Origin of the sequence: Lysinibacillus sp. NPDC097214 (assembly GCF_050277945.1) — a bacterium.
In the GTDB taxonomy this organism is placed as follows: domain Bacteria; phylum Bacillota; class Bacilli; order Bacillales_A; family Planococcaceae; genus Lysinibacillus; species Lysinibacillus xylanilyticus_B.
Map to the genome: position 1 here is coordinate 249,268 of NZ_JBNNSS010000001.1, position 13,225 is coordinate 262,492.

13 protein-coding genes are annotated in these 13,225 nt (G+C 38.1%); 2 read left to right on the forward strand and 11 right to left on the reverse strand.

Translation table 11 applies throughout. The features are described 5' to 3' along the window. Positions 1 to 65 precede the first annotated feature (65 nt). Entirely contained in the window at positions 66 to 1,451 is a 1,386-nt protein-coding gene (locus tag ACQKMI_RS01260) for a glycine--tRNA ligase (RefSeq protein WP_427486825.1), read from the forward strand. A gap of 305 nt (positions 1,452 to 1,756) precedes the next feature. On the opposite strand, the gene ACQKMI_RS01265 is transcribed toward ACQKMI_RS01260, so the two are convergent. After that, the gene (locus ACQKMI_RS01265; RefSeq protein WP_427486827.1) at positions 1,757 to 3,475 is read right to left on the reverse strand and encodes an HD-GYP domain-containing protein; all 1,719 of its coding nucleotides are present in this window, start codon (positions 3,473 to 3,475) and stop codon (positions 1,757 to 1,759) included. Positions 3,476 to 3,654: 179 nt separating this feature from the next. Between ACQKMI_RS01265 and ACQKMI_RS01270 the strand changes: the two genes are divergently transcribed. Beyond that, positions 3,655 to 3,876 carry a hypothetical protein gene (locus tag ACQKMI_RS01270; RefSeq protein ID WP_427486828.1) on the forward strand — a complete coding sequence of 74 codons (222 nt, stop codon included), beginning with the start codon at positions 3,655 to 3,657 and terminating at the stop codon, positions 3,874 to 3,876. Between the two features lie 583 nt (positions 3,877 to 4,459). On the opposite strand, the gene recO is transcribed toward ACQKMI_RS01270, so the two are convergent. The 10 genes from recO to ACQKMI_RS01320 all read right to left on the reverse strand — a co-directional run bounded on the left by recO (position 4,460) and on the right by ACQKMI_RS01320 (position 13,223). Further along, positions 4,460 to 5,254: a DNA repair protein RecO gene (recO, locus tag ACQKMI_RS01275; protein ID WP_427486830.1), complete on the reverse strand. Its 795-nt coding sequence runs from the start codon at positions 5,252 to 5,254 to the stop codon at positions 4,460 to 4,462. A gap of 215 nt (positions 5,255 to 5,469) precedes the next feature. Next, the gene (gene era / locus ACQKMI_RS01280; protein WP_323647252.1) at positions 5,470 to 6,387 is read right to left on the reverse strand and encodes a GTPase Era; all 918 of its coding nucleotides are present in this window, start codon (positions 6,385 to 6,387) and stop codon (positions 5,470 to 5,472) included. Then, positions 6,374 to 6,787, reverse strand: a complete 414-nt coding sequence (locus ACQKMI_RS01285) for a cytidine deaminase (RefSeq protein WP_142509859.1) — start codon at positions 6,785 to 6,787, stop codon at positions 6,374 to 6,376. Before ACQKMI_RS01285 ends, era begins: the two co-directional genes overlap by 14 nt. A gap of 76 nt (positions 6,788 to 6,863) precedes the next feature. Then, positions 6,864 to 7,220 (reverse strand): diacylglycerol kinase family protein, encoded by a 357-nt coding sequence (locus ACQKMI_RS01290; RefSeq protein WP_427486832.1) that lies wholly within the window; start codon positions 7,218 to 7,220, stop codon positions 6,864 to 6,866. Further along, positions 7,221 to 7,694, reverse strand: coding sequence for an rRNA maturation RNase YbeY (gene ybeY, locus ACQKMI_RS01295; protein ID WP_427414989.1), 474 nt, complete (start codon positions 7,692 to 7,694; stop codon positions 7,221 to 7,223). Positions 7,695 to 7,702: 8 nt separating this feature from the next. Then, positions 7,703 to 9,823: an HD family phosphohydrolase gene (locus ACQKMI_RS01300; protein ID WP_427486833.1), complete on the reverse strand. Its 2,121-nt coding sequence runs from the start codon at positions 9,821 to 9,823 to the stop codon at positions 7,703 to 7,705. A gap of 528 nt (positions 9,824 to 10,351) precedes the next feature. Beyond that, positions 10,352 to 11,308, reverse strand: a complete 957-nt coding sequence (locus ACQKMI_RS01305) for a PhoH family protein (protein WP_427414991.1) — start codon at positions 11,306 to 11,308, stop codon at positions 10,352 to 10,354. A gap of 2 nt (positions 11,309 to 11,310) precedes the next feature. Then, a complete protein-coding gene (locus ACQKMI_RS01310) occupies positions 11,311 to 12,429 on the reverse strand; it encodes a sporulation protein YqfD (RefSeq protein WP_427486835.1) in 1,119 nt (372 codons plus the stop codon). Continuing rightward, positions 12,419 to 12,679 carry a hypothetical protein gene (locus ACQKMI_RS01315; RefSeq protein WP_427486837.1) on the reverse strand — a complete coding sequence of 87 codons (261 nt, stop codon included), beginning with the start codon at positions 12,677 to 12,679 and terminating at the stop codon, positions 12,419 to 12,421. The genes ACQKMI_RS01310 and ACQKMI_RS01315 overlap by 11 nt, the downstream gene beginning before the upstream one ends. Positions 12,680 to 12,734: 55 nt before the next feature. Continuing rightward, the gene (locus ACQKMI_RS01320; RefSeq protein WP_427486838.1) at positions 12,735 to 13,223 is read right to left on the reverse strand and encodes a hypothetical protein; all 489 of its coding nucleotides are present in this window, start codon (positions 13,221 to 13,223) and stop codon (positions 12,735 to 12,737) included. Positions 13,224 to 13,225 lie beyond the last annotated feature (2 nt).

A 13,225-nucleotide genomic window follows, 5' to 3' on the forward strand; every position in this document is an offset into this window, starting at 1 on the left:
ATCGTATAAATGCGCTAACCAAAATCAAAGTTCACTCTTTGAAAACTATAAAGGAGGCTATTTTTATGGCTAACAAATCAATGGAAACAATTGTATCATTAGCGAAGCATCGCGGCTTTGTCTTCCCAGGTTCTGAAATCTACGGGGGCTTAGCAAACACTTGGGATTACGGTCCACTAGGTGTTGAATTAAAAAACAATGTAAAAAAAGCATGGTGGCAAAAATTTGTCCAAGAATCAGAGCACAATGTTGGGATAGATGCTGCAATTTTAATGAATCCAAAAGCTTGGGTTGCTTCTGGTCACGTTGGTAACTTTAATGATCCAATGGTCGATTGTAAGGCATGTAAAGCACGCCATCGTGCTGATAAAATCATCGAGGATGCTGCGCTAGCTAAAGGCGATGAAATCATTGTCGATGGTATGACATTTGACCAAATGAAAGAAACGATGATTAAGTATGACGTAGTGTGCCCGGATTGCGGTAAAGCTGATTTTACAGATATTCGTCAATTTAATTTAATGTTTAAAACATTCCAAGGTGTAACAGAATCTTCTACTAACGAAATTTATTTACGCCCAGAAACAGCACAAGGTATTTTCGTGAACTTTAAAAATGTACAACGTTCTATGCGTAAACGTACACCATTCGGTATTGCACAAATTGGTAAGTCATTCCGTAACGAAATTACTCCAGGTAACTTCACTTTCCGTACACGTGAATTTGAACAAATGGAACTTGAATTTTTCTGTAAGCCAGGAGAAGACCTTGAATGGCACGCATACTGGAAAGAATTTTGTAAAAATTGGTTATTAAATTTAGGCATGAACGAAGAGTCTATGCGTCTTCGCGACCACGAAGACGACGAATTGTCTCACTACTCAAACGCTACAACTGATATTGAATTTAAATTCCCATTCGGTTGGGGCGAGCTTTGGGGCGTAGCGGATCGTACAGATTACGATTTAAAACAGCATATGGAGCATTCTGGTGAAGATTTTACTTACATTGATCCAGTATCAAACGAACGTTACGTTCCATATTGCATCGAGCCATCTTTAGGTGCAGACCGTGTGACATTAGCATTCCTTTGCGATGCTTATGACGAGGAAGAGCTTGAAGGCGATGATAAACGTACAGTTTTACGCTTCCACCCTGCTCTAGCGCCATTTAAAGCTGCAGTTCTACCACTTTCTAAAAAGCTTTCAGATGAGGCTACTAATGTATGGGCAGAGCTTCGCAAAGCATTCCCAGTTGACTTTGACGAGTCACAATCAATCGGTAAACGTTACCGTCGTCAAGATGAAATTGGTACACCATTCTGTATCACTTACGACTTTGACTCAAAAGAAGATGGTCAAGTAACAGTGCGTCATCGCGATTCAATGTCTCAAGTTCGTATGCCAATTACGGATGTTAAAGCATACATCGAAAAACATCTTCAATTCTAAATTCATAAGTATATAAAGAGGGAGTCGCATTTTAAGCGACTCCCTTTAGACTATAAACAAACGCTACTCCTGATCGCTGTATGGTGATTTAATCGTTAGAGCCCGACGTTCCCATTTAGTGCGGAGCCTTGAAACCGTCTCGTATGGTGCGGCTTTCTTAGATAAAAAATGCCTACTCAGACTTATGATGAGGAACCGTTGATTTTCCACTGAGCATGGTGATTCCCGCGGGATGAACTTGCGCGGAAAGCGCCCACTCGGAGTGAAAATCAACCTTGTTTTAGGATACACAATTTATTCTTTTGTTAGGTCTTTAATGATGAAAACAAGCGCTCTTGCATCTTCTCCTCAAATGAAAACCTTTTCATACTCATACCTACTAAGCTTATTAGGATTTCCTCGATATCTACAAGCGTATAATATAGAAATGTTCCTTCTCGCATTGGACGAACCCTTTTCTCAATTGTTAGTTGATCCTCAATAAAGTAAGCTACATTTACATTACAATGTTCCATCAATTGTGAAATGCGTTGGTCATCATCTGGATTAATAAAAAACGGCACAATTTTGTCAATATACAAAATACTTTGCACAAGTTTTATGAAGAAATTTTCACGAAGGGAAGTTTCCACAACAAATACAGCTGTTTTCTCATGCTGATAATCCATATACAATATATTTATTTGTTCTTCTAATAACTTTTTTAGAATATTAATAGAATTTCTATACTTTGTCATATCCGTTTGGATTTCTCTTGTTAATAAACGTAGAATTCGAAAGGCAGGTAAAAATATTTTTAAAACAATTTCTTTAGGATGTAAATGATCTATTAATTTTTTAAAGTAGACTCTTAAGCTGTTTTCGTCACAGCGAATTAATTGTTCTATAAATAGGTTAAAAATTTCTTCAAAGCTGTTAGCACGATAATCTATCATTTTCGAAATTTTCACACTATAATTCAAAGGTAAAATCATAGACTTTTGCTCATCTAATAACTTAACTTTAGGTAATGTCGGGAATAAATCATAGACAAGTTCAACTTGCGCACTTCGATTATCAGATAATTGCACGACTGAGTTGACAGGATAAATCCCTAAACACTCTACAAATTTATGCATAAATTTCTCGTTATATAAATGTCGATCACGATATAAAACAGCTAATGCATCTGTTGCAGCATATCCCGAATGATATACACGCTTCGATGTCATCGCTGAATAAACATCAATAATCTGCAGCATTTGAACTCCCTCACACATATCATCCTCACAAAGCTGATTCGGATAACCTTGACCAGCAATGCGCTCATGATGATCACGTGCTAAATAGGCGATATCCTCTTCCCCATTTTCAATGAGTAGCTCATAACCTTTAGTCGTATGAGTTTTGACAATATCAAACTCATCTTCCGATAATTTTCGTTTTAAATTTAATATTTCTTGCGGAATAAATACCTTCCCAATATCGTGGAACAAATAGCCTCTTGCTAACGTTTCAATATCCATTAAACCTAAATAACGAGCAAAGATTGTACCTAAAACAAAAACATCAAATGAATGAACAAAAGAATATTCATCCCATTCTTTTAATCGCATGAGTAATTCATAGCGATGTTTTTTTTCTAAAACTCTTTCAAAAACATCTCGTACATAAGCAGTGTCTTGGATGCTTTTTAAAATTTTACCATAGCGTAATTCATGCACAACATTCTCTAATGTAGTCATAAAAAGTTGCTTTACTGTTTCTTTATACTCATCTGCCTCATCCTTTTTATCCATTAGCGGCGCAAATACATCCTCGTAATCCTTGGAACGCTGAACACTTAAATCATGAACAATTCGGACTGAATCAGTTGGTAGATAAACAGATAATTCATCAACTTTTCTAAGTTTAAGTAAAGCAATAATTCGTTCCGTTAACACTAGATCTTTTTTAGCTAATAAACGATAATCAGAAAAAATATCTTCAGCTAAAACATCATTTGCTTCAACTTCATCAATACTTAACGTCACTTTTCTTAGCATATTTTCTGCCACATACGCAATGTTTAAGCATTATGTGACTCCCTCCTTCTTCCGTAAGACTGCGTTGTGCGTTGTTCATCAATTATGCCTCGGCATAATTGATCCAGAATCGGCTTTGTGCTGAAGCCTGCAGATGTTTTTTGTGCGAAAGCGCAGTGCTAACGTAGCGACAGCAACAGATGTATTTTGTGCGAAAGCGCAGTGCTAACGTAGCGACAGCACATGTTTTTGTCTGTGCGAAAGCGAAGCGACAGCAACACAGTTTTATCTGTGCGAAAGCGAAGCGACAGCAACACAGTTTTATCTGTGCGAAAGCGAAGCGACAGCAACAACAACAACATGAGGGCCGACACGATGTCGGTATTTCGATAATCGCACAGATAAATTACCACAGGACGTAGCGATCTTAGACTGAGTTCCTTTATTCCAAGGGGGTTGGACCCCCGCTGAAAAGTAGCTTAAATCCGCATTCATCTCACCTTCTTTAGAGGTGGGACGCTTCTGTGCCTGACACTTTGCTTCCGCTACAGAGAATAATTGTTGAAAGAAGGTAAATATCATCATCTATATTAATTACAATATCATAGAGTAAAATGCCTTTTCAACTATTATATGGAATTAGAATGAATAGTTTCTACTATGTTTATATTAAAAACTATACCAAAATTAATATTTTAGACCTAAAACAATTATTTCATAACAGCTATTAAGTCGAATCAAAAAGTACATAAAGTCCTATAAAACAGAAAATAAAAGTTTGTTTTTATAAGTTATAATTAAATTTCTCTCATAAACAAAATTTCTGTAAATGATACAGGATTAATCAATTTGACCTAATGCGATTTGCAAAAAAATCGATGCCACTATAAAAATAACATTTTGACAAAATAACCGCCTAGCATTCGGATGGGAAACATTAGGAGTCCGCCTTTTCCTTGTATTTTCAAGACGAATTAAAAAAGAAAAAACGCCAGAAGATCATTGTTAATGGTCTTCTGGCGTTTTTTCTTGTTCTGTATTTGTTCTTAACTGAAATTCAGGCGTTCGCTCTAGCTGTTCAATAAATTTTTTAGTCTTAAAACGAATTCCTGTTTGTTCCTCGTAAATGGTTGTAATTATTTTTTTTATAAAATATTTTGTTTCCTTTTTCAAATCTAGTTTCCCAATCTGGTCAATGGGTACAGTATAGAACATCCGAATAAGCTTAAGCTGGGTCGGTGTTAATCGAATGATATAAGGATCATGCTGATAACAACGATGACACAAAAAACCTCCCTGCGCAAAAGAAAATGCAAATTCACCGTCTACGGCACCACAAGCAGCACAAGCATGTAATATAGGCTGCACACCTGTATAGGGTAGCATTTTCCATTCTACAAACAATGTAATGGCCTCCGGGTCATAACCTTCCTCAATTGCTTGTAATGCTTGAAGGAGCACATCAAATGCATATGGCTCAGGTTTCCCCTCTTCTACTACTCGCTCGACAAGTTCCATTATATAACTTGCATATGCTGTTGCCATAATATCCTCACGAATATGGCGCATTGAATTGAGATGCTCACCTTGTTGCAATGTCCCCATACCAGTATGATGCTGCACCATAAACATGCCATAGGTAAACGGCTGTGTCACAGATGCTAATCTGCTAGAAGGCTTCTTCGCTCCTCGAGCCATCGTTGCAACCTTTCCCGCTTCTCTAGTTAGTAATATTACAATTTTATTTGATTCTCCATAGGCACGTACCTTTAGGACAATCCCTTCCCATTTATGAAGCATCGATCCCCCTCCTTTCTACAAGCCACGCATGAAAATGGAGCTGTCCAATAAATTTATTGGACAGCTCCATATCAATTATGCCTCGGCATAATTGCGTCCGGAATCGGCTTTGGGCCAACGTGATGTTGGTCACTCAGTCATTGCCACTGGACGTGGCGTTCTAAGACGGAGTTCCTCTATTTCAGCGGATGTTTGGACACCCGTTGAGATAGAAGTTAATATTCATCATCACGGAAACCGAAGTCACGTAAATGTGTTGATTTATTTCGCCAATCCTTTTGCACCTTTACCCACAGCTCTAAATACACTTTTGAACCAAGAAGCATCTCAATATCTTTTCTTGCACGTATCCCTACTTCTTTTAGTAGCGCGCCACGTTTACCAATGACAATCCCTTTTTGCGAATCTCTTTCCACGATAATCGTAGCTGCTACACGAATTTTATCTTCATTTTCTTCATCACGGCGAATTTTATCAATTACAACAGCAATGGAATGAGGTATTTCTTCACGCGTTAAATGTAACACTTTTTCACGAATTAACTCTGAAATAATAAAACGCTCAGGATGATCTGTTACTTGATCTGCTGGATAATATTGTGGACCCTCTGGTAAATATTTCGATAATGTCGCTAATAAATCTTCTACATTATTCCCTTGTAATGCGGAAATCGGTACTATTTCCGCAAAGTCATAACGCTCTTTGTAGCTTTCAATAATCCCTATTAATTCATCAGGATGAATTTGATCGATTTTATTTATTACCAGGAAGACAGGCGTTGGATTACCTGCCAGCATTTCAAGGATGAATTCGTCACCCTTTCCAAGTTTCTGTTCTGCATTAACCATGAACATAATAACATCCACTTCACGCAAAGTATTTTTAGAAACCTTTAGCATAAAATCCCCTAGCTTATGTTTCGGCTTGTGGATTCCTGGTGTATCTATAAAAATCATTTGGCTATCATTTGATGTTAGTACACCTTGTACTTTATTTCGTGTTGTTTGTGGTTTATCACTCATAATCGCAATTTTTTGACCAATAACACGGTTTAAAAACGTTGATTTCCCAACATTTGGTCGACCGATTATGGAGATAAAACCTGACTTATAGCCATTATTATTTTCCAGCATTCTCTAAATCCTCCGTTGTAAATGCAAACGGTAGTAATTCGCCTACAGACGTTACCGTGACATCACCTTTTAAATTTGTTAAATATACAGGCATAGACGGCTTGCAAAACTCCATCATCACTTGACGACAAGCTCCGCATGGCGCACATGGTCCATCCGTATCAGCTACAATAGCAATCGCCTCAAAATCATAAATACCTTCTGACACAGCTTTGAAAAATGCTGTACGCTCAGCACAATTCGTCATACTATAGCCTGCATTTTCAATATTGCAGCCATGAATGACCTCTCCATTTTTCGTTAAAATCGCCGCGCCAACTTTAAATTTTGAATAAGGTACATAAGCCTTTTCACGCGCTTTTTTTGATTCTTCTAGTAATGCATGCATATCAATTGTCATCATGTTCTCCTCTACATCATCAATTTCGCCTTGGCGTAATTGCCTCGGTCGCTTTCTCCAGCAAACTTGCTACTACTTAATGACCGAACCATTTCGGTATAAATATGAGTAATCCGATTATAGCACTGAATATCGCAAATACAAGTACTGCACCTGCTGCAAGATCTTTAGCCTGCTTAGCAAGCGGATGGATAGTAGGTGAAGCTAAATCCACTACTCGTTCAATTGCTGTATTAATCATTTCAAGTGCAAACATTAGAGCAATTAATAACAATACAATATACCATTCTATACGTGATAAATCCGTAAAATAGCCAGCAATCAAAACAATTCCTGCACTTAGTAAGTGGGATTTAAAATTTTGCTCCGCACAGGCTGTAATAATACCTTTAAAGGCATACCCAAAAGAGCGTACAAATTTGCGAACATTCATCTATTCTCGTCCTAAGCCGAAAGATTGTAAAATCTCATCCTGCTTACTGAACATCACCTTTTCATCTTCTGGTACCATATGATCATAGCCAAGTAAATGTAAGAAACCGTGGACCGCTAAAAAGCCTAATTCTCGCTCAAATGTATGTCCATATTCCTCTGCTTGCTCTTTTGTACGATCCGTTGAAATAATAATATCTCCTAAGATACGAGGCATCCCTTCAAATGTTACTTCCATTTCTCCCTCACCTAATTCCTCCAGGGCAAACGAGATCACATCTGTCGGTTGATCCTTGTCACGATATTCTCGGTTTATTTCTTGAATCGCTTCATTTGTAACGAATGTCACCGACACTTCCGTTTCCGGCTCAATATTCTCAAGTTTAGCTGCCTGCTGCAAAAGCTTTTCAACAAGCTCCATATGTTCAGTAGCCACTTCATTTGTTTCATCTGTAAAATCAATTGTTAAAATCATAGATCCTCCTACTTATCTGCCTTTGGATATTCAATTCGCGAGTGGAAAATTCCATTCAACGTTTCACAAAGTACTCTCTCTATACATTTTAACTCTTTTATTGAAATATCGCATTCATCAAACTGACTGTCTTGTACTCGATCGTCAATAATTGCTCGTACCAACTTTTGAATTTTCTCTGCATTCGGCTCCTTCATGGATCGAACCGCTGCCTCAACGCTATCTGCAACGCTAATAACTGCCGCTTCCTTCGTTTGTGGTTTCGGACCTGGATATCTGTATGTTGTATCATCTAAGCACTTTCCTTCTTCCTTCGCTTTAAAGTAGAAGTATTTTAACAGACTAGATCCGTGATGCTGCAAGGCAATATCAATAATTTCCTGTGGCATCTTATATCGTTTTAGCATTTCAGCCCCATCAGTAGTATGCGCAATTATAATTTCCGCGCTTTTTTCCGGAGACAATGAATCATGTGGATTAATACCAGACATTTGATTCTCGATGAAAAAGGCAGGACGCTTCGTTTTGCCAATATCATGATAATAGCAGCCTACACGAGCTAGTAATCCATCTGCTCCAATTTCCTCACATGCAGCCTCCGCTAAGTTCGCCACCATAACACTATGATGATATGTTCCCGGAGCCTCCATTAGTAATTTTTTCAGCAATGGATGGTTTGGGTTCGACAATTCAATTAAACGCAACGACGACAATAAACTAAAAGCTGATTCAAAGAATGGTAAGAGACCCATTGTAAGGGCCCCTGATAGTAGAGCCGATATCATTGCCGCGATAAAGTAAAACACTAACTCTGACAAACCGTATGAAGATTGTGTCATCAGTAAATAAAATGCAATAAATAACATATTTACTAGCCCTATGACACCTACAGTATGTAAAATATGCGAACGTTTTTCCATACTTTGTAAAAAGAATAAGCTCGCAAATCCTCCAAAAATTATATACAGTGTAATTTCCATCTGCATGACAGATGAATAACCCTCTTGGAAAATAACACCCGCAGATGCTGCTGTCATAACCGTAATAAGAACTGCAGCACGGTCATCCGCTAATAACCGTACTAGCATTGTTGCCAATGCCGTTGGGAAAAGGAAGGCAACAGTAACATCAAAGCCACCTGAGACTAGGCTAATAAATTTCATCAGCAGGATCGATAAACTATACACAATTACTGTTACCAACAGGGCATTACGTTTCTTGCGCTCATCTATATCCCAGCGTTCGAATAAAACAAACATGAACATCATTTCAAGAAGTATTAAAATAATCAGCCCTGCAATCGGTTTCATCGATGCCTTATTACTTACCATACCTAGAAGCTCTAATTGACGGAACGCCTCATTATCAATAATTTGACCTTCCTGTACAATGATTTGACCTTGAAGAATTCGAGTTGGTTCAACTGATTCCTTCACTTGTTCCTTTCGAATTTTCGTTTGTTCCTCGTTTATCGTCTCGTTTTCGATAATACTTGTACGTCCAATTAAAACTACCGTATTAAATATTTTATCAGGATAGCCTCGTTGTCCACGAATTTTTGCCTCAAAATCATTTTGAGACGCAAACACATTTTCAGATCGAATGGATTTTTGTAAATAGTCCTGCACGAGTTTTGATAGTTGCGTACTTGTTCTTTTTAAATCTGCTTCACTTTGTACTAACAAACCTTCTAGCTGTGAATCAGTGAAGATAATTGGCATTTGATCTGAATCTATAGATTCAAGTTTTTTACGAAGCTGCGCCACTTGGTCGACTACAGGAATAGGCTCTTTGTTACTCTCAACATCCGCCTTTACGTCAAGAACATAGTCGAATAAAGACGTTACAATCGCAGCTCGCTGTTTAGCAACATCGGCAGAAAATTGATAGACTGGTGCAACCGAATCTGTTGCTTTTTCTCGTTCCTGTTGCGTTTTATAAGTATCTTCTATCGTTTTAGTAGATCGTACTGTTTCAGGCGCTAGCTGTAATGGTTTAAAATCATATGTAACACCTTTAACATTGCCATACATAAAAGTAAATTGTAGGGCTCCTGTTAAGATGAGAACGACAATTAAAAAGTAGCGAAAGCCAATAAGTTCTGTAATTTTTTTTAATTGTTTCTCCATCTTGCACCTCCTCTATCTACCTACTATCATACCAATTCAAAAAACATTTTTCCTGAAAAATGTATAAGAAAGTAAAAAAACAGCTATACACATCGTATAGCTGTCACAATTTTTTCCATTTTCATGGTTATTAGTTTTGAATCATCACCAAAACGTGTGGTTGATTTCCGTTCCGACTGGGCGCTTTGCCGCTGACGCTTCGCTTTCGCGCAGAGCAGAGCTTCCTGGGGGCGTCCGATGAGCCACTTCACTCGCGTTGCTCGCTCCAGGTCTCGGGCCAACACGATGTTGGTCACGAAGGCGTTATCACAGGATGTGATGATTTTAGCCTTCGTTCCCCTATCGCTAATCCCCAAGGAGTCGCCCAGTCTCCACTCCAATCAACTTATTTACATAGTAGACGTTTAACAAAAAGTCATCCACAACTTTTGATGATGAACCTAAGTTTTGTATATCGTGTTACTTCGGTCTTTTAAACCTGCCGTTACACTTTCGGTGCAGACTTTAATATGACCGCTAGCGGTCATATTAAAGTTGCTGTTCTTCGTATGCTTGGATGATTTTTGCTACGATTGGGTGGCGTACTACATCGCCTTGCTCCAAAATTTGGAAATGTATAGATTTTACATACTTTAATGTTCGTTCTGCTACGATTAATCCAGAATCCGTATTTTTTGGTAGGTCAATTTGTGTTTTGTCGCCGGTAATGACCATTTTTGAGCCAAATCCTAGTCGCGTTAAAAACATTTTCATCTGCTGATGTGTCGTATTTTGAGCTTCATCTAAAATAACAAAGGCATCGTCTAATGTACGTCCACGCATATACGCTAAAGGTGCAATTTCGATTGTGCCTCGTTCAATCAGTCTTTGGGTTTGTTCAGTCCCATAAATATCGTTTAGAGCGTCATACAGGGGGCGTAAGTACGGATCTACCTTTTCCTTCAAATCCCCCGGAAGAAAGCCTAGAGACTCGCCTGCCTCTACTGCAGGGCGTGTTAAAATAATACGCTTAACGTGCCCATTTTTTAGCGCCTGTGTTGCCATGACTACCGCTAAATACGTTTTCCCAGTACCGGCTGGTCCGATACCAAAAACAACGTCCTTATGACGGATTGCTTGTATGTATTCTCGTTGACCTATTGTTTTTGCACGAATAGGCTTCCCTTTCGTCGTGCGAGCTATTTCTTCATCATAAAGTTCTGCAAAGTATTCAATCGTTCCTTTTTGTGTCATTTCAATAGCTGTTGCTACATCACGCTGATCAATATTAATTCCTTTACGAATGACCTTTAAAAGAGCATGTAAAAGGAATCTTGCTTGTTCTTTTGCATCCTCTTCACCAGCAAGCTGAATTTGTTCACCACGTGTAATAATGTGAACTTTTAGAGCCTCTTCGATTAATTTCATATTGGCATCGGATATTCCGAGTAGCATAACCGCTTCGTTTGGATTATCCACTTGTAATACAGTTAAATGTTCTGACATAATCATTCTCCTTGTAGGCCTTGTATTGGACTGGCAATGTTTTCATTGATTAAAAATAGAACTTTCCCTTCAACTGTACCATCCCCCCACTTTACCTGTAAAAGGTTTTCTTTTTTAATAACCGTTTTCGCAGGTAATGAACGTAGTACTTTTTCATGAAGCAATGGTATGAGCAATGAATCTATTTTGGACTCATTAAGCTCTACTTGAATTTTTTTTGTGTACTGCTCCTCAACAATTGAAACATATGGATTGAGCCAATTAGGTAAATCTTTCTTTTGAACATAGTCAACTTTTTCTTTTTCTTCATGAATGCCTTTCACTAATACACGCCACTGCTTTTGTTGTAGCGTTTCCATCGTTAGTTTTGTTGGAATTTTAAATGAGCATTCAAGCCAATAATCAGCGTATACCTCTCCCTTTGCTCCAACAAACACTTGATCTTCACCACTTTCAATTACGCCACTTACGAGAACATCACCTTCGTAGGCAGTATCGTTAACTGAAATTTTTCGTTCTCCATTTTGAATATTAAAGTGAGTAATAACACCACTTTTTGTTGCTACTAAATGCGTCGCTAGCTTTTCATTCGTTTGTTTAGTTTGTTTCGGGGACTCCTGAGGTCGTAAAATTACACGTCCACCATGCTTTTCAATATGCACCCATGAAAGATCTCGATGCCCTTCTAATAGCTTCTGACGAATGACAGCATCTGAGGGTAAGACTTTTTTAGAAATGGGTGTTTCTAATTGAAAGGTATCTTGAAATGTCTCTCCTAGACGTTCCTCTAACTCAGGTGTTGCCGCTTTAATATCGATCCGCCAAATAACCTGTGCACATAGTAATGGTATTAATATCATCAACGCTAGGCCAAGCAAAGTCCAAAGCTGTGCTCGAAAAACTTGAAGTTCATCTGCATAATAGATAGCCGTTTTAAGTCGGTAACGCCTACGCACACGGCGAATCTTTGGTAGATAATGCATAGTTGTTTCAAAGGCAACCTCTTGCTCACGAAACACAACACGCTTTAATGGCACATGTTGTGCATGCAATGCTTGAATAAAAGGATGAACATTTTCATGGCGCTTTATACGTATGATAATTGGCCGATTATTCCACATTATCGCTCACACCCATATCCTTTGTCATTTCCAAATGAAGCTCCTGCAAATCCTCTACAGAAAGATGTAGCATTTCTTCTTTAAGAGCATTAATTTCCACTGATTTTCCACGCACAGTAATATGATAATCTGCATAGATAAATGAGCACGATGTAGCATCAGCATGTAGAAAACGATATGGGCCAATGATTTTTAATGTTTCATATTGTAATAATTCAAGTAGTGGCGTTAATTGAAATAGTTTTCTCATAAAAAAATGCCTCCTTCTTCGGCAATATATGCATCGAAAAAGGAGGACATGCTAGTTATTTTCTTTTTGCTTTTGGAGGGCCTAAAACTTCTGCCATTACAACAGCTTGCATAAGTGATTTTTTTGATGTCGGTAATTGAAAAGCCGATTGTGATTCAGCTACTCTCTCGACTTTTTTCCCAGCAGCTAAACGCTCCATACTTTCTCTATTCGTAGGACGACTCACTTTCTCAGTCGGGATTAAGGATGGTGCTACATAGCTTGGTACTTTCTCATTTACTGTTTCTTCGACAATTTTTTTCGGCTCTTCAAATTTAGGCTGTTCATTTTCCCATTCACCTAAAAATCCACGTGCAAAATCCTCAAAGCTCTGTGGTTTAGAACGTTGCTGTGGATTCACCTCTGCTTTTTTTATAACAGGAGGCTCAACATGTGAATCCTTATTATTAAAAGTTGGCATTGGTTTTTGTTCTTTTTTATTTTTTGATTTACCGAAAATAGAGCTGACTATGGCAATTATCACAAATATAATTAATTGTTCCATTT